Source organism: Streptomyces sp. NBC_01410 (genome assembly GCF_045040195.1).
Lineage (GTDB): Bacteria > Actinomycetota > Actinomycetes > Streptomycetales > Streptomycetaceae > Streptomyces.
On sequence record NZ_CP109530.1, the window covers coordinates 6,313,024 to 6,329,834 of the forward strand.

Consider the following 16,811-nt stretch of genomic DNA (forward strand, 5'->3'; position numbering starts at 1 on the left):
GTACAAACTCCCTCCGCCCGGTTGCCCCACCCTTTCGTACCACCCATAGACTGAACCTCCAGCAGGTGGCTACACGCTCGAAAGGCGCCCCCGTGTCCATCGGCAACTCCCCCGAAGACGACCGGCCTTCAGTCGAACCCCCGGCTGAGGACGACCGGCCTTCGATCGGACGTGCGCTCCAGGAAGCCCGCACCGCCGCAGGTCTGACCGTTGACGAGGTCAGCTCCTCCACCCGGGTGCGCGTCCCGATCGTGCACGCGATCGAAGAGGACGACTTCTCCCGCTGCGGCGGCGACGTTTACGCGCGCGGTCATATCCGCACGATCGCGCGTGCCGTCGGGCTCGATCCCGATCCGCTCGTCGCGCAGTACGACGCGGACCACGGCGGCCGTCCCGCCCCCACACCTGCCGCGCCGCTCTTCGAGGCCGAACGCATCCGTCCCGAACGCGGCCGTCCCAACTGGACCGCCGCCATGGTCGCCGCGATCGTCGCGGTGATCGGCTTCGTCGGCTTCACGCTCGTCAACGGCGGCGACAGCGGCAACAAGGACAACCACGTGGCGGAGGGCCCGGCGCCCGACCAGAAGCCCACGCCGACCAAGCCCGCCCCGGCCAAGCCCGTCGATCCCACCCCCTCCGACAGCGCCATCGCGGCGGTGCCGAAGGACAAGGTGACGGTGAAGCTCTCCGTCCTGGACGACAAGAGCTGGATCTCCGCCAAGTCGCACAACGGCAAACTGCTCTTCGACGGAACCCTCCTCAAAGGCGAGTCCAAGACCTTCCAGGACGACGAGCGGGTCGATCTGATCCTGGGGAACGCCGGCGCGATCGAGCTGTATGTGAACGGCAAGAAGGTCGAGGACGAGTTCGAGACGGGCCAGGTCGAGCGGCTCTCCTACACCAAGGGCGACCCCGAGGTCGGCTAGCTCGGAAGGCGTCGAGGGGCCCAGAACCCTGGGGGCAGGGGCGTGGGTCAGGACAAAGTAGTCTTGAGCCCATGCCCGAACGCCGTACCGTCGCCCTTGTCACTCTTGGCTGCGCCCGTAACGAGGTGGACTCGGAGGAGCTTGCAGGCCGCTTGGCAGCGGACGGCTGGGAGCTCGTCGAGGAAGCCTCCGACGCGGATGTCGCAGTCGTCAACACCTGCGGATTCGTCGAGGCCGCCAAGAAGGACTCCGTCGACGCCCTGCTCGAAGCCAACGATCTCAAGGACCAGGGCCGGACCCAGGCCGTGGTCGCCGTCGGCTGCATGGCCGAGCGGTACGGCAAGGAGCTGGCCGAGGCGCTGCCCGAGGCGGACGGTGTGCTCGGCTTCGACGACTACGCCGACATCTCCGACCGCCTGCAGACCATCCTCAACGGCGGCATCCACGCCTCGCACACCCCGCGCGACCGCCGCAAGCTGCTGCCGCTGAGCCCGGTCGAGCGCCAGGAGGCCGGCACGGACGTGGCGCTGCCGGGGCACGGTGCGCCGGAGGATCTTCCCGAAGGCGTCGCGCCCGCCTCCGGGCCGCGCGCCCCGCTTCGCCGCCGGCTCGACACCAGCCCCGTCGCCTCCGTGAAGCTGGCATCCGGCTGCGACCGGCGCTGCTCCTTCTGCGCCATCCCGTCCTTCCGCGGCTCCTTCATCTCGCGGCGGCCGAGCGATGTGCTCGGCGAGACGCGCTGGCTGGCCGAGCAGGGCGTCAAGGAGGTCATGCTCGTCTCCGAGAACAACACCTCGTACGGCAAGGACCTCGGCGACATCCGCCTGCTGGAGACCCTGCTGCCCGAGCTCGCCGAGGTCGACGGCATCGAGCGGGTGCGGGTCAGCTATCTGCAGCCCGCAGAGATGCGGCCGGGGCTGATCGACGTCCTCACCTCGACACCGAAGATCGCCCCCTACTTCGACCTGTCCTTCCAGCACTCCGCCCCCGACGTGCTGCGCGCGATGCGGCGCTTCGGCGACACCGAACGCTTCCTGGAGCTGCTCGAGACCATCCGCGGCAAGGCTCCGCAGGCGGGTGTGCGGTCCAACTTCATCGTCGGCTTCCCCGGCGAGAGCGAGGCGGACTTCGCCGAACTGGAACGCTTCCTCACCGAGGCGCGCCTGGACGCCATCGGCGTCTTCGGCTACTCCGACGAGGACGGCACCGAGGCGGTCTCGTACGACAACAAGCTCGACGCCGATGTCATCGCCGAGCGCCTCGACCACCTGTCGCGGCTCGCGGAGGAGCTGACCGCCCAGCGCGCCGAGGAGCGTCTCGGTGAGACGCTCGAGGTGCTCGTCGAGTCGGTGGACGGCGAGGACGGTGCGGTGGGCCGTGCGCTGCACCAGGCTCCCGAGACCGACGGCCAGGTCGTCTTCACCACGAGCGACGGGCTTGTGCCCGGCCGTATCGTCATGGCGAAGGCAGTGGATACGGAAGGCGTCGACCTGGTGGCCGAATGTCTTTCCGAGGAGGCAGGCAGATGACCGGAGTGCCGGCATCCGCGGGGGGCGGCACGGGTAGGCCGGCGCCCGGCGGCAAGCTGGGCGCTGCGGCCGTCAATCAGGCCAGCCTCTGGAACATCGCCAACATCCTCACCATGGTGCGGCTGGTGCTGGTGCCCGCCTTTGTCGTGCTGATGCTCCAGGACGGCGGCTACGACCCGGCCTGGCGGGCCTGGGCGTGGGCGGCGTTCGCCGTCGCCATGATCACCGACATCTTCGACGGCCACCTGGCGCGGGCGTACAACCTCGTCACCGACTTCGGGAAGATCGCCGACCCGATCGCCGACAAGGCGATCATGGCGGCCGGGCTGATCTGCCTGTCGGCGCTCGGCGATCTGCCGTGGTGGGTGACCGGAGTGATTCTCTTCCGGGAGCTCGGAATCACGGTGATGCGGTTCTGGGTGATCCGGCATGGAGTAATTCCCGCCAGTCGCGGTGGCAAAATGAAGACCCTCGCGCAGGGCACGGCGGTCGGTATGTACGTTCTGGCGCTCACCGGGCCCCTGGCCACTCTTCGCTTCTGGGTGATGGCCGTTGCCGTCGTGCTGACGGTGCTCACCGGCCTCGACTATGTGCGACAGGCGATTGTGCTGAGGCGCGCGGGACTGGCGGCGGAACGGGCCGCGGCGGGGAACACGCGGTGAAGACCGCGGCTCGGGTGCTTGCTCTGCTTGCGGAGCGTGGCGAGACGCTGGCCGTCGCCGAGTCGCTCACCGGCGGTCTTGTGGCCGCCGAGCTGACCGCCGTACCGGGAGCCTCAAAGACCTTCCGCGGCTCCGTGACGGCGTACGCAACCACTCTGAAGAGGGATGTTCTCGGAGTCGACGGGACACTTCTGGCGGAGCGCGGAGCGGTGGATCCCGAGGTTGCGCGGCAGATGGCGGCCGGTGCGCGGGAGGTGCTGGGCGCTTCCTGGGGCATCGCGACCACGGGTGTGGCTGGCCCCGAACCGCAGGACGGGCAGCCCGTCGGGACGGTCTATGTGGCAGTCGCGGGACCGGACGGCACCGGGAAGGTGGCCGCTCTGCGATTGAACGGTGGCCGGGTGGACATCCGTAGAGAGAGTGTACGGAGCGTGCTCGAACTGCTCTCGGACGAACTCCACGAAAATGCGCGGACACACTATACGGAACAGAACGGGGGGACTTGATGTTTGCAGCCCTGAGTGAACACGACATCGCTCCCCGCACGGCCGCGGCACGAGGCGGTACGGTGGGGCGTGAAGGATGCGGCTACGCGGTCCGAGGAGGGAGCCACCGATGATTCTGCTCCGTCGCCTGCTGGGTGACGTGCTGCGTCGGCAGCGCCAGCGCCAGGGCCGTACTCTGCGCGAAGTCTCCTCGTCCGCCCGAGTATCGCTCGGCTATCTCTCCGAGGTGGAGCGGGGGCAGAAGGAGGCTTCCTCCGAGCTGCTCTCCGCGATCTGCGACGCGCTTGACGTACGGATGTCCGAGCTCATGCGAGAAGTGAGCGACGAGCTGTCGCTGGCCGAGCTGGCCGAGTCGGCAGCGGCCAGCGAGCCGGTGCCTGCGCCAGTACGCCCGATGCTCAATTCCGTCTCCGTGACGTCGGTGGCGGGTGTGCCGACGGAGCGGGTGACCATCAAGGCGCCTGCGGAGGCGGTCGACGTCGTCGCCGCCTGATCCGTACGGCTCTGAACGGCCTGGTTTGCAACTGAGCCCCGACTGGTACTCGAGTACCGGTCGGGGCTTTCGCTTGCCCTGGATGTCCCGTTTGCGGTGGCTGTGTAATCGTGGGCGGGTAGCTGCGAACCGAGTGGAGGACATGGATGTCTGTCGTGAAGAGCTCTCTGTCCGAGGCGGACCTCAAGACGGTCGGCGACGCGCTCAGGGGTGCGCTCGTCGATCTGGTGGATCTCGCGCTGGTGGCGAAGCAGGTCCACTGGAATGTCGTGGGCCCGCGCTTCAGGTCCGTACATCTGCAGCTCGACGAGGTGGTGGACACCGCGCGGCAGCACTCCGACACGGTGGCCGAGCGTGCGTCGGCGATCGGGGTGACGCCGGACGGGCGGGCTGCGACGGTGGCGGCGCAGAGCGCGATCGGCGCGGTGCCCGAGGGGTGGATCAAGGACGGGGATGCCGTGCGGACGCTGGTGGACGCACTGGGGGCGGTGATCGGGCGCATGCGGGAGCGGATCGATGTGACCGCGGATCCGGATCCGGTGAGCCAGGACGTGCTGATCGGGCTGACGGCGGATCTGGAGAAGCACGCGTGGATGTTCCAGGCGGAGAGCGCATAGGACCGGGCTTCGGGTTTCGTGCCTCGCGCATCCGGCGGGCTTCGGGCGGCTGCGGGCTGCGGCGTCCCGGCGCACGCTGGAGAGAGGCGATCGGCTCACTGTGCGCCGGTTGGGCTCCGGTGCGCCCTCCCGTGGGCGATTGCGCCGGTCTAGCGTGGACCGGAGGAGGCAGCCATGGCAGTACGCGGGGTCGCGCCGGTGGTCGCCCTGGGCCTGGTGGCGGGCGGGCTGTGGTGGTGGGCCGTGCTGCGGCTGGTGATGGTGCCCGAGCAGTCGGGTCTCGTGGAGGGCGCGGTGGCAGCGGGTGGATGGGGGCTGAGCCTGCTGCCGGTGCATGTGACAGCGTCCCGCGGGAGCACGGCCGGGATCGGTGCGGTGCGCGAGCTCAGGATCACCAGGGCATCGCGACGCCGCCGTTCGGGCGGAGGATCTGGCCCGTCATGAAGCTGGACGCGTCCGAGGCCAGATGAAGCACCGTATGGGCGATGTCCTCGGGCTCGCCCACGCGGCGGAGCGGCGACAGCCGGACCATCGCCGCCTCGGCCTGGTGCTGGAGCGTCGCGTCATGCCGGTCGGTCATCGGCGTGCGGATCCAGCCGGGGGCAACGGCGTTGACCCGGATGGAGTGCGGGCCGAGTTCGGTCGCGAGGGTCTTGGTGAGCTGGACGACGGCCGCCTTGGCGGCGCTGTAGCAGAGCAGACCAGCGCTCGCGGCATCCACGGCGCCGGATGCCATCGTGACGATGGAACCGGGTGTGCCCGCGGCGATCATCACGCGCGCCGACTCCTGGCAGGCGTACAGGATCCCCTTGAAATTGACCGCGAGGACGCGGTCCAGGTCCTCGTCCCTCGTCTCCAGGACCGTGCTGCTGTGCATGATTCCGGCGACGGCGGCCAGGATGTCCAGCCGGCCGCTGCTCGCGGCGTACTCGATCGCGGACTTGAGCTGGGCGCGCTCGCTCACGTCGAGGGGATGGGTGTGCGCGGTGCCGCCCGCCTCGGAGATCAGGGACCGGGTCTCGTCGAGGCCTTTCTCGTCGATGTCCGCGCAGTGGACGGTGGCTCCCGCCTCGGCCAGCAGGACGGCACAGGCGCGGCCTATGCCGCTCGCCGCGCCGGTGATGAACGCGGTGCGGCCGGTGAGGTCGTACGCCGTGAGGGGCATGCGGGGACCGTACGACTGGATCTGACGGGGCGTCAACTGGTGTGGCGGGATCAGGGAATGGGTCCGGACTGGCAGCCCGGGCACCAGTAGGTGGGGCGCTCCCGGCTGCCGTCGCCCTGCTCGGTCTTGCGGATCGCGGCGCCGCAGCGCAGACACGGCCGGCCCTCGCGGCCGTAGACATGGAGCCGGTCGCCGGGGCGGCGGTCGGCCGCAGTGGTGGTGGTGCGGCGGTCGAAGCTGTTCTTGTTCGCTTCAAGGAGGCGGTGGGCCGTGGCGACGAGGCGGACGGGAGTGTCGGCGGGGAGCTCGCCGACGGGCAGCCAGGGCGTCACTCGGGCCAGAAAGGCCAGCTCCGACTTGTAGACATTGCCGATGCCCGCCAGATTGCGCTGGTCGAGCAGGGCCTCGCCGAGGGGGCGGGCTGGGTCCGAGAGCAGATTGGCGGCGGCGATGTCCGGGTCCCAGTCGGGGCCCAGCAGGTCCGGGCCGAGATGGCCGACCGCCTGGTTCTCGTCGGCCGTACGCAGCAACTCCAGGACGGGCAGCCGGTAGCCGACGGCGGTGTGGGCGGCATTGCCGAGGATCGCCCGGATCTGGTGCGTGGGGCCGCCGCGCCAGCGCTCGCCGGAGCCGTACACCTGCCAGGAGCCCTCCATCCGCAGATGCGAGTGGAGGGTCAGGCCGCCCTCGATGCGGGTGAGCAGATGCTTGCCGCGCGGGGTGACGTCCAGGACGGTCCGCCCGGTGAGATCGGCGGTGGCGAAGCGGGGGACGCGGAGGTCGGACCGGGTGAGGGTTTGTCCTGCGAGGGCGGTGTGCAGGCGCTGGGCGGTCTGCCAGACGGTGTCTCCTTCGGGCATGCCATCCATGATGCGGGGTGCGGGTCGTCTGCGGCGGGGGCGACCCGTTAACGGGGGCGCTGCCCCCGGACCCCCGCGCCTCAAACGCCGGCGGGGCTGAAGTTCAGCCCGTCCGGCGTTTGAGGACGTGCGGCCGAAGGTCGCATACGGGGGTCTGGGGGCTTGCCCCCAGTTCGGGAAGGGGCGGGTAGGGGACAAGGCCCGCCGCAGGCGCACCCGCGCCCCACCGCACCCCCTTCAGGGCCGCAGCCGCAGCCCCCTCGGCGTCGCGTGGAACCCCGCCGTCTCCAGCGCTCGGCCCAGCGGCGACGTCAGCGCCGGTATGCCGTTCGTCCGCTCGACCGTCACCGTCCCCAGCGCCCCCGCGCGAGCCGCCTGAGCCAGCGCCCCCGCCGCCGTGTGGAGGACAGGCGAGTCCGGGTCCGTGGCCCAGGCCAGCAGCGTCTTGCCGCCGCGTTCCATGTACAGGGTCAGCTCGCCGTCGACCAGGACCACCAGGGAGCCCGCCTTCCGGCCTGGCTTGTGGCCGGCGCCGGTCGGCGGCTCCGGCCAGGGCAGTGCAGCGCCGTACGCATTGGCCGGGTCGGCGGCGGCCAGCACCACGGCCTGCGGCGCCGTCTGCGCATCGGCCCGGTCCCGGGCCGTGGCCGCCGCCCGGAGGCGGTCGACCGCGCCGTCCATCGCGAACTGGGCCGCGCCCAGCCCCTCCACGACATAGCCGCGCCGTGCCTGACCGCTGTCCTCGAAGGCGGAGAGGATGCGGTACGTCGCGGAGAAGCCGCCCTCCACACCCTCCGCGGCCACCGCCCCCCGGGTCACCACGCCGTGGCGGTCAAGGAGCGTGCGGGCGATGGCGTGCGCGCGATGCGTGGGGTCGGGCTCCGCGCCCGGGAGCAGCGACCAGCGGCCGCTGACCGTCGGAGGGCCTGTGCGGGAAGCGGGGCGGGCCGCGGCCGTGAGGCTGCCGTACCGACCGCGGGGCACGGTACGTCTGGCGCGATGGGCCGTGGACCCGGCGGTGCGGCCCGAGCCGAGCAGCGAACGGAGCGGCGCCAGACTGTCGTTGGTGAGCCGTCCCGACCAGGCAAGGTCCCAGACGGCGTCGGCCAGTTCGGGGTCGGTGGCCTCGGGGTGGGTGGTGGCCCGGATCTGGTCGGCGATCTGGCGGAAGAACAGTCCGTACCCGGGGGCGAGGGCGCTGAGGACCGACTCGTGGAGCGCGCTTAGTTCCAGGGGGTGGGGCTGGGGGAGGAGCAGCGGGGCGGCGTCGGCGAGATAGAGGGAGATCCAGCCGTCCTTGCCCGGGAGGGAGCCCGCTCCCGCCCAGATGACCTCGCCCGTCGTGGTCAGTTCGTCCAGCAGGCCGGGGGCATAACCCGAGACGCGCGACGGGAGGATCAGCTTCTCCAGCGCCGAGGCCGGGACCGCAGCCCCCTGGAGTTGCTCGATCGCGCGGGCGAGTCCGTCGATACCGCGAAGGCTGTTGCTGCCCAGGTGCTGCCACTGCGGAAGGAACGTGGCGAGGGCGGCGGGCGGGACCGGCTCGAGTTCCTGGCGCAGCGCGGCCAGCGAACGGCGGCGCAGCCTGCGCAGCACGGCCGCGTCGCACCACTCCTGGCCGATGCCCGAGGGGTGGAACTCTCCCTGGACGACCCGTCCGCTCGCGGCGAGCCGGTGCAGCGCGCCGTCGGTGACCGCCGCGCCGAGGCCGAAGCGCGCTGCTGCCTGGTTCGAGGTGAAGGGACCGTGCGTACGCGCGAACCGGGCCAGCAGGTCGCCGAGCGGATCCTTTACCGGCTCCGTGAAGGCCTCCGGAACGCCCACCGGCAACGCCGTTCCCAGGGCGTCCCGGAGCCGGCCCGCGTCCTCGATCGCCGCCCAGTGGTCCGCGCCCGCGATCCGGACCCGGATGGCCCGGCGCGATGCGGCCAGATCCCGGGGCCACCGCTCGTCCCCGCCGCGCTCCGCCAACTCCGCGTCCGTCAGCGGGCCGAGGATCCGCAGCAGGTCGGCCACGCTCTCGGCGTCCTTGATCCGGCGGTCCTCGGTGAGCCACTGCAGTTCGCGTTCCAGCTCGGTCAGCACTTCGGGGTCGAGCAGCTCGCGCAGTTCGGCCTGGCCGAGCAGTTCGGCGAGCAGCCTCGAGTCCAGGGAGAGGGCCGCCGCCCGCCGCTCGGCGAGCGGTGAGTCGCCCTCGTACAGGAACTGGGCGACGTAACCGAACAGCAGCGACCGGGCGAAGGGCGAGGGCTCGGGTGTCGTGACCTCGACGAGGCGGACCCGGCGGGACTCGATGTCGCCCATCAGCTCGGTCAGCCCCGGTACGTCGAAGACGTCCTGGAGGCACTCGCGGACCGCTTCGAGGACGATCGGGAAGGAGCCGAACTCGCTCGCCACCTGGAGCAGTTGGGCAGCGCGCTGGCGCTGCTGCCACAGCGGCGTGCGCTTGCCAGGACTGCGCCGGGGCAGCAGCAGCGCACGCGCGGCGCACTCGCGGAAGCGGGAGGCGAAGAGCGCCGAGCCGCCCACCTGGTCGGTGACGATCTGATTGATCTCGCCCTTGTCGAAGACGGCGTCCGCCGCGCCGATCGGAGCGTGCTCGCTGTCGTACGTCGTGTCGAGATGGACCGGGTCCTGGTCGAGCAGGTCAAGGCCCATCAGATCGGCGTCGGGCAGGCGCAGCACGATGCCGTCGTCGGCGTGCATGACCTGCGCGTCCATTCCGTACCGCTCGGCCAGGCGGGCGCCGAGCGCCAGCGCCCAAGGGGCATGCACCTGGGCGCCGAAGGGGGAGTGGATCACGACCCGCCAGTCGCCGAGCTCGTCGCGGAAGCGCTCGACCAGGATCGTCCGGTCGTCGGGGACATGACCGCAGGCGCGGCGCTGCTCGTCGAGATAGGCGAGGACATTGTCGGCGGCCCAGGCGTCCAGGCCTGCGGCCAGCAGGCGCAGCCGGGCGTCCTCGGGAGTGAGCCCGCCCACCTCGCGCAGGAACGCGCCCACCGCACGGCCCAGTTCGAGCGGGCGGCCCAGCTGGTCGCCCTTCCAGAAGGGAAGCCGGCCGGGAACGCCGGGGGCGGGGGAGACCAGCACCCGGTCGCGGGTGATGTCCTCGATCCGCCAGGAGGTCGTGCCGAGGGTGAAGACGTCGCCCACCCGGGACTCGTACACCATCTCCTCGTCGAGTTCCCCGACCCGGCCGCCGCCCTTCTTGGGGTCCGCGCCGGCGAGGAAGACGCCGAACAGTCCGCGGTCGGGGATGGTGCCGCCCGAGGTGACCGCGAGCCGCTGCGCTCCCGGCCGGCCCGTGACCGTACCGGCGACGCGGTCCCACACCACGCGTGGGCGCAGCTCGGCGAAGGCGTCGGAGGGATATCGCCCGGCGAGCATGTCGAGGACGGCGGTGAAGGCCGACTCCGGCAGTGAGGCGAAGGGCGCGGCCCGGCGTGCCAGCGCCAGCAGATCGTCGACCTGCCAGGTGTCCAGGGCGACCATTGCGACCAGTTGCTGGGCCAGCACGTCGAGCGGGTTGGACGGGATCCGCAGCGCCTCGATGGAGCCGGTTCGCATCCGCTCGGTCACGACGGCCGACTGCACCAGATCGCCGCGGTACTTGGGGAAGACGACACCCGTGGAAACAGCGCCCACCTGGTGTCCGGCGCGGCCGACCCGCTGCAGGCCGGAAGCGACGGACGGCGGCGACTCGACCTGGACCACCAGGTCCACCGAGCCCATGTCGATCCCCAGCTCCAGGCTGGAAGTGGCTACGACTGCGGGCAGCCGGCCTGCCTTCAGGTCCTCCTCGACCAGGGCGCGCTGCTCCTTGGAGACCGAGCCGTGGTGCGCGCGGGCGAGGAGCGGGGGTGCTCCGTGCGCGGATCCGGACTGCGCCATGATCTCGGCCGGTGGCGGCCCGTCGGGCATAGCCTCTCCGGTGGCCCGTTCGTATGCGATCTCGTTGAGGCGGTTGCACAGTCGCTCCGCCAGGCGGCGGGAGTTGGCGAAGACGATCGTGGAGCGGTGCGCCTGGACCAGGTCGGCGATCTTCTCCTCGACATGCGGCCAGATCGAGGGCTTCTCGCCATTGCCCGAGTCGGACGCGGGGGAGCCGCCCAGCTCACCCAGATCCTCCACCGGTACGACCACCGAGAGGTCGAACTCCTTGCCCGAGGGCGGCTGGACGATCTCCACCTTGCGCTGCGGCGACAGATAGCGCGCCACCTCGTCGACCGGGCGCACCGTCGCCGACAGCCCGATCCGCCGGGCGGGGCGCGGCAGCAGCTCGTCGAGCCGCTCCAGCGATACGGCGAGATGCGCGCCCCGCTTGGTCCCCGCGACGGCGTGCACTTCGTCCAGGATCACCGTCTCGATGCCCGACAGCGCGTCCCGCGCCGAGGAGGTGAGCATCAGAAACAGCGACTCGGGTGTGGTGATCAGGATGTCCGGCGGCTTGGTGGCCAGCGACCGCCGCTCGGCGGCCGGGGTGTCGCCCGAGCGGATGCCGACCCGTACATCCGGCTCGGGCAGACCCAGCCGCACGGACTCATGACGAATCCCGGTCAGCGGACTGCGGAGATTGCGCTCCACATCGACGGCGAGAGCCTTGAGCGGCGACACGTACAGCACACGGCAGCGCATTTTCGGGTCCGCCGGATGGGGCGTGGACGCGAGACGGTCCAGGGCCGCGAGGAATGCGGCCAGGGTCTTGCCGGAGCCCGTCGGGGCGACCACCAGCACGTCCGAGCCCTCGCCGATGGCCTGCCAGGCACCCTCCTGCGCGGCGGTGGGCGCGCTGAAGGCTCCCGTGAACCAGCTCCGGGTCGCGGGGGAGAAGGCGTCGAGCGCTGAAGCCGTCATGCCCCCCATCGTGCACCGCACCACTGACAACGCGGGCTCCCGCAACCCTGGCGCTGTGAAACAGGGCACCACAGCCCGCGACGGGAGGAGATTCCTGTCCCTTATGGCACGGAATGCGTAAACCGAGCCCCCGGACACGCGGTCGGTCATTTGAGTATCGGAGCCGGTTTTAATTCTCAATGCTTCCAGAACAATATTGGATCTTGCTAAAGTTATCGTGCTGGGTTTGTAGGCTTGGAGGGGCGACGGGTCGGGTCTTCATCTCGTACAGTCATGCCGATAAATTATACGCGGAGCGAGTCATTCGGCAGCTGAGGTCGGCTCGGTTCGACGTTGTCGTGGACCAGGATGCTCTGCAGGCCGGCCAGGAATGGCGCACCGAACTGTTCCGGCTGATCAGGTCTTCGCAGGCAATTCTTGTGATTCTGACCGAGTCGGCGCGCACTTCCGAGGAAGTGGCATCGGAATGGGCTTATGCCCTGGGGGTCGGTGTCCCGGTTTTCCCGCTGCGCTTCGAGATGACATCCCGCCCGTCCCGGCTCGATCAGCTGCACGGGTTTGATTTCCGTCGGCACTCGGCCCCTTGGGGCGACTTGATCAAAACGCTGAACTTTCTGCCGCCCGCCCCTCGACAGTCGCACCTACCGGGAGGGTGGCGACAACGGGCGTTTCCAGTTCATCTTCTCCTCCTTCGCGGATCACCACATCAAGCTGGAGGACAAGAGCCGCTATTTCGAGAACATCAAGAACAATCTTGCGCCGGGCGGCCGGATCATCATCGGTGACGAGTTCCTGCCGGAATACGACCCGAACGACGACGAAGCCTGGCAGGCCGCCCTGCGCGGATACCACGGGCACATCATCGAATTCGCCGCTGCCCGTGCTGACGAGCATGAGAGCCGGGGCGAGGAGGAGCAGGCCCGCGCGCACCGGGAGCTGATCAAGCTGGAATCCGCCGCACTCGAATCCGGCTTGGCAAAGCAAGGTGACTTCAAGCTGTCACGTTCGCTGTACGAGCAGATCCTCAAAGAGCAGGGATTCCAGTTCCGGGCGAAGAAGATCGGCCCTCTGGATGACGATTCCGTGGGTGGTATCTACGTGTACGAGCTGTGGCTCGGCTGAGAGGTCAGTCAATGGCGTGGCCGTGTGCGCGAAGCGTCCGCAGTGCCTCGATCGTCACGATCGGCCGCGCCTCCAGAGCCGTGCCCGGCGCCCACTGGCGCCAATTGATCGGCCAGCCGCCGTCCTCGCGCTGATCGCTCGCCAGATGTTCCAGAGAGCGCGTCATCTCCTCGTCCGTGAACCAGAGGCGGGCGAGCGATTGCGGCGTACGGGCGTAGTGGTACGGGAAGTGGTGCTCACCCGGCGCGTAGCCGGGCGAGACCGGATAGTCCTCGAGCCGTCCCGGATCGAGCACCGCCAGGTGCTGCTCGCGCACCAGTCGTCCCAGCCGGTCCGCCGCGGCTTCGGCGCGTGAGCGGTCCGGCACCCCGTCGAGGAAGGCCACCGCGGCCTCGATCTCGTACGGATGCGACTTATCGAGACCGTCGACCGCGGCCCAGCAGAAGTCCGTGGCCCGGAACAGCCATGCGTGCCACACCTGATTACGGTGCAGCAGCCCGACCACTGGCCCCGTCGCGAGCAGTTCGCTCGGGGGATCGTCGACGATCGGGATGAAGGGCGCGGCCGGATATCCCCGCTGCGAGGGGTGGATCGCGGGCAGCGCACCGTCGGACGTCGACACCTCGGTGAGGTAGCGGCACATCCGCTCCACGCGCAGTCCGCTGCAGCGTCCGACGGAGTCGAGGATGCGCAGGGCATGCGCGGTGTGCAGCGGCTGGCTGACCGGGCCGCGCAGATCGGGTTCGAGAGCGTGGCCGTAGCCGCCGTCCTCATTGAGATACGCGGCCAGGGCGGTTTCCACGGTGTCCGAGCCACCGCCCAGAAAGTGGTAGGCGAACCTCCGCTGTTCCAGCACGCGGGCGGTCAGCCAGATGAAGTGCTCTGCGCGGGCGAGCGGCGACGCGAGTGAGGGCACGGGGGTTGCTCCGGTTCCAGCCATGTTCCGACCGTAGGGCGGAAAGGGCTTTCGGCACGCGGGACGGACAAAGCTGCACCCCAGGGGCGGGATACTGGCTTCATGCGGTTGACGATTTTCTGGGAGCGCATGGCTGATCACTTCGGTCAGGCCTACGCGGACTCCTTCGCGCGCGACCATGTGATGGCCGAGCTCGGGGGGCGTACGGTGCACGAGGCCCTGGCCGCCGGCTGGGAGGCCAAGGACGTGTGGCGCGGGGTCTGCGCGGCGGTCGGGGTCCCGGCCGAGAAGCAGTGACACCGGCAGCGGGCTGAGGGCGGGACGGGCGTTCGGTTCCGGGGGCCGGGGACAGGTCGGGGACCGGGGGGACCGGTAGCGGAACCCGTAGGCGACACTGGCCGGGTGGCCCAGACCGACAAGACCGAGCAGGGCATGGCCGAGCCGGATGTGACCGCCGAGGACACCGCCGCTCGGAACACCACTGCTCAGGACAGCAGCGCGCACGACACGAACGCTTCGGATGCGAGCGCTGGAGACGCGCGTGCTTCGGACCCGCGCGCTCAGCACACGACCGCTTCGGACACCCCCGCTCACGACGCGCCCCCGCCGAACCCGCCGCCCCCCGCGCCCGCAGCCGGAGGCCCCGGGCCGGTCCGCATGCCCCGGTGGCTGCCGCGCGCCATGGTGCTCGCACTGGCGCTCTACGCCTGCTTCCAGCTGGGCAGTTGGGCCTTCCACCAGCTCATCGGGCTGCTGATCAACATCCTGATCGCCTTCTTCCTGGCGCTCGCGATCGAGCCGGCGGTGGGCAGAATGTCGGCGCGCGGCATGCGCCGCGGCCTTGCCACCTTCATCGTCTTCTTCGCGGTCTTCGTCGCGGCCGCTGGCTTCGTCTTCCTCCTGGGCTCGATGCTGGCCGGCCAGATCGTCGACATGGTCGAGGGCTTCCCCAAGTACCTCGACTCGGTGATCCGCTGGATCAACGACACCTTCCGTACCGAGCTCTCGCGCGTCGAGATCCAGGAAAGCCTGCTGCGCTCGGACTGGCTGCGGAAGTACGTCCAGAACAGCGCGAGCGGTGTACTGGACATCTCCGCCACCGTCCTCGGCGGACTCTTCAAACTGCTGACGATCTTCCTGTTCTCGTTCTACTTCGCGGCCGACGGGCCCCGGCTGCGCCGCACGCTGTGTTCTCTGCTGCCGCCCGCCAAGCAGACCGAGGTGCTGCGCGCCTGGGAGATCGCCGTCGACAAGACGGGCGGCTACCTCTACTCGCGCGGCCTCATGGCGCTGATCTCGGGTGTCGCGCACTACATCCTGCTGGAGATCCTGGGCGTGCCGTACGCCCCGGCGCTCGCCGTCTGGGTCGGGCTGGTCTCCCAGTTCATTCCGACCATCGGCACGTATCTGGCGGGCGCACTGCCCATGCTGATCGCGTTCACGATCAACCCCTGGTACGCGCTGTGGGTGCTCGGATTCGTCGTGATCTACCAGCAGTTCGAGAACTATGTGCTGCAGCCCAAGCTCACCTCCAAGACGGTCGACATCCATCCCGCGGTGGCCTTCGGCTCGGTGGTCGCGGGAACGGCGCTGCTGGGCGCGGTCGGCGCGCTGATCGCGATTCCGGCGGTGGCCACTCTGCAGGCCTTCCTGGGTGCCTATGTGAAGCGGTACGCCGTGACCGACGACCCGCGCGTCCATGGCCACCGGCGGAGTGGCGGGGGTCGGGCGCTGGCCCGGCTGCGCGGCCTCCTGCGTGACAGGGACACCCGGGAGTCCGGTGATGAGGAGGACGCCGCGTCCGGAACCTCCGGGACCGACGACCGGCCCTGAGGCACACCCGCGGTGCCTCGCGTGGTGCGCTTGACACCAAAATCGAACATCCATTCTCATGGGATTCCGGCCCCAGGTTTCCCAGCGGTTCGCCGGAGTTATCCACAGGCTGGACGGACGGCGGGGCCCATTGTCAGTGGCAGGGGTTAGCGTCTTTGACGTGAAGCGATCGACTCAAGCAAATCGGGTGGAACCCATGGCAGGAACCGACCGCGAGAAGGCGCTCGACGCCGCGCTCGCACAAATTGAACGGCAATTCGGCAAGGGCGCGGTGATGCGCCTCGGCGAGCGGCCGAACGAGCCCATCGAGGTCATCCCCACCGGGTCGACCGCGCTCGACGTCGCGCTCGGCGTCGGCGGCCTTCCGCGCGGCCGTGTGGTGGAGGTGTACGGCCCGGAGTCCTCCGGTAAGACGACCCTCACGCTGCACGCCGTGGCCAATGCCCAGAAGCTCGGCGGCTCGGTGGCCTTCATCGACGCCGAGCACGCCCTTGACCCCGAGTACGCGAAGAAGCTCGGCGTCGACATCGACAACCTGATCCTGTCCCAGCCGGACAACGGCGAGCAGGCACTCGAGATCGTCGACATGCTCGTCCGCTCCGGCGCGCTCGACCTGATCGTCATCGACTCCGTCGCGGCCCTCGTGCCGCGCGCGGAGATCGAGGGCGAGATGGGCGACTCGCACGTGGGTCTGCAGGCGCGGTTGATGAGCCAGGCGCTCCGGAAGATCACGAGCGCGCTGAACCAGTCGAAGACCACCGCGATCTTCATCAACCAGCTCCGGGAGAAGATCGGCGTGATGTTCGGCTCGCCGGAGACCACGACCGGTGGCCGCGCGCTGAAGTTCTACGCCTCGGTGCGGCTCGACATCCGCCGCATCGAGACCCTCAAGGACGGTACCGACGCGGTCGGCAACCGTACCCGCGTCAAGGTCGTGAAGAACAAGGTCGCGCCGCCCTTCAAGCAGGCCGAGTTCGACATCCTCTACGGCCAGGGCATCAGCCGCGAGGGCGGCTTGATCGACATGGGCGTGGAGCACGGCTTCGTCCGCAAGGCGGGCGCCTGGTACACCTACGAGGGCGACCAGCTGGGCCAGGGCAAGGAGAACGCCCGCAACTTCCTGAAGGACAACCCCGATCTCGCCAATGAGATCGAGAAGAAGATCCTGGAGAAGCTGGGCGTCGGCGTGAGGCCGGAGGCCCTGCCGGCCGAGCCGGGCGCGGATGCCGCCGGTGCGGCGGCTGCGGCCGAGGACCCGGCGAAGTCGGTGCCCGCGCCCGCCTCCAAGGCCAAGTCGGCCAAGTCGGCGGCGGCCAAGGGCTAGA

16 protein-coding genes and 1 pseudogene are annotated in these 16,811 nt (G+C 69.9%); 12 read left to right on the top strand and 5 right to left on the bottom strand.

Annotation, left to right across the window (positions count from 1 at the left end):
* Nucleotides 1-92: 92 nt before the first annotated feature.
* From OG741_RS29085 to OG741_RS29115, 7 genes are all read left to right on the top strand, one after another.
* Nucleotides 93-926: a helix-turn-helix domain-containing protein gene (locus OG741_RS29085; RefSeq protein WP_405605833.1), complete on the top strand. Its 834-nt coding sequence runs from the start codon at nt 93-95 to the stop codon at nt 924-926.
* Between the two features lie 71 nt (nt 927-997).
* A complete protein-coding gene (rimO, locus tag OG741_RS29090) occupies nt 998-2,455 on the top strand; it encodes a 30S ribosomal protein S12 methylthiotransferase RimO (RefSeq protein WP_405602762.1) in 1,458 nt (485 codons plus the stop codon).
* Nucleotides 2,452-3,117: a CDP-diacylglycerol--glycerol-3-phosphate 3-phosphatidyltransferase gene (pgsA, locus tag OG741_RS29095; RefSeq protein WP_405602765.1), complete on the top strand. Its 666-nt coding sequence runs from the start codon at nt 2,452-2,454 to the stop codon at nt 3,115-3,117. Before rimO ends, pgsA begins: the two co-directional genes overlap by 4 nt.
* Nucleotides 3,114-3,623 carry a CinA family protein gene (locus OG741_RS29100; RefSeq protein WP_405602767.1) on the top strand — a complete coding sequence of 170 codons (510 nt, stop codon included), beginning with the start codon at nt 3,114-3,116 and terminating at the stop codon, nt 3,621-3,623. The genes pgsA and OG741_RS29100 overlap by 4 nt, the downstream gene beginning before the upstream one ends.
* Nucleotides 3,624-3,732: 109 nt before the next feature.
* A complete protein-coding gene (locus OG741_RS29105) occupies nt 3,733-4,116 on the top strand; it encodes a helix-turn-helix domain-containing protein (protein WP_019889909.1) in 384 nt (127 codons plus the stop codon).
* A gap of 146 nt (nt 4,117-4,262) precedes the next feature.
* The gene (locus OG741_RS29110) at nt 4,263-4,733 is read left to right on the top strand and encodes a Dps family protein (protein WP_405602769.1); all 471 of its coding nucleotides are present in this window, start codon (nt 4,263-4,265) and stop codon (nt 4,731-4,733) included.
* A gap of 174 nt (nt 4,734-4,907) precedes the next feature.
* A complete protein-coding gene (locus tag OG741_RS29115; RefSeq protein ID WP_405602771.1) occupies nt 4,908-5,177 on the top strand; it encodes a hypothetical protein in 270 nt (89 codons plus the stop codon).
* Here the strand turns inward: OG741_RS29115 and OG741_RS29120 are convergent.
* From OG741_RS29120 to OG741_RS29130, 3 genes are all read right to left on the bottom strand, one after another.
* A complete protein-coding gene (locus tag OG741_RS29120) occupies nt 5,125-5,898 on the bottom strand; it encodes an SDR family NAD(P)-dependent oxidoreductase (RefSeq protein ID WP_405602774.1) in 774 nt (257 codons plus the stop codon). The two genes, OG741_RS29115 and OG741_RS29120, sit on opposite strands and share 53 nt — an antisense overlap.
* A 50-nt stretch (nt 5,899-5,948) precedes the next feature.
* Complete coding sequence (locus tag OG741_RS29125) at nt 5,949-6,758, bottom strand: Fpg/Nei family DNA glycosylase (RefSeq protein WP_405602776.1); 810 nt, start codon at nt 6,756-6,758, stop codon at nt 5,949-5,951.
* A 237-nt stretch (nt 6,759-6,995) separates the two neighbouring features.
* The gene (locus OG741_RS29130; RefSeq protein WP_405602779.1) at nt 6,996-11,615 is read right to left on the bottom strand and encodes an ATP-dependent helicase; all 4,620 of its coding nucleotides are present in this window, start codon (nt 11,613-11,615) and stop codon (nt 6,996-6,998) included.
* Nucleotides 11,616-11,794: 179 nt separating this feature from the next.
* On the opposite strand from OG741_RS29130, the pseudogene OG741_RS29135 reads away from it, so the two are divergent.
* Nucleotides 11,795-12,178 (top strand): annotated as a pseudogene (locus tag OG741_RS29135) (toll/interleukin-1 receptor domain-containing protein); the annotation flags it as partial.
* Between the two features lie 34 nt (nt 12,179-12,212).
* On the opposite strand, the gene OG741_RS29140 reads toward OG741_RS29135, so the two are convergent.
* Complete coding sequence (locus tag OG741_RS29140) at nt 12,213-12,509, bottom strand: hypothetical protein (RefSeq protein WP_405606012.1); 297 nt, start codon at nt 12,507-12,509, stop codon at nt 12,213-12,215.
* Between the two features lie 78 nt (nt 12,510-12,587).
* Between OG741_RS29140 and OG741_RS29145 the strand changes: the two genes are divergently transcribed.
* Entirely contained in the window at nt 12,588-12,737 is a 150-nt protein-coding gene (locus OG741_RS29145; protein WP_405602781.1) for a hypothetical protein, read from the top strand.
* A gap of 4 nt (nt 12,738-12,741) precedes the next feature.
* Here the strand turns inward: OG741_RS29145 and OG741_RS29150 are convergent, their stop codons facing one another.
* Nucleotides 12,742-13,677 carry a hypothetical protein gene (locus tag OG741_RS29150; RefSeq protein ID WP_405602783.1) on the bottom strand — a complete coding sequence of 312 codons (936 nt, stop codon included), beginning with the start codon at nt 13,675-13,677 and terminating at the stop codon, nt 12,742-12,744.
* 78 nt (nt 13,678-13,755) lie between these two features.
* Between OG741_RS29150 and OG741_RS29155 the strand changes: the two genes are divergently transcribed.
* From OG741_RS29155 to recA, 3 genes are all read left to right on the top strand, one after another.
* Nucleotides 13,756-13,950, top strand: coding sequence for a DUF3046 domain-containing protein (locus OG741_RS29155; RefSeq protein ID WP_142213313.1), 195 nt, complete (start codon nt 13,756-13,758; stop codon nt 13,948-13,950).
* A gap of 360 nt (nt 13,951-14,310) precedes the next feature.
* On the top strand, nt 14,311-15,486 hold the full coding sequence (locus tag OG741_RS29160; RefSeq protein WP_405605835.1) for an AI-2E family transporter: 1,176 nt from the start codon (nt 14,311-14,313) through the stop codon (nt 15,484-15,486).
* A gap of 196 nt (nt 15,487-15,682) precedes the next feature.
* Nucleotides 15,683-16,810: a recombinase RecA gene (gene recA, locus OG741_RS29165; RefSeq protein WP_266489093.1), complete on the top strand. Its 1,128-nt coding sequence runs from the start codon at nt 15,683-15,685 to the stop codon at nt 16,808-16,810.
* The last annotated feature ends 1 nt before the right edge of the window (nt 16,811 follow it).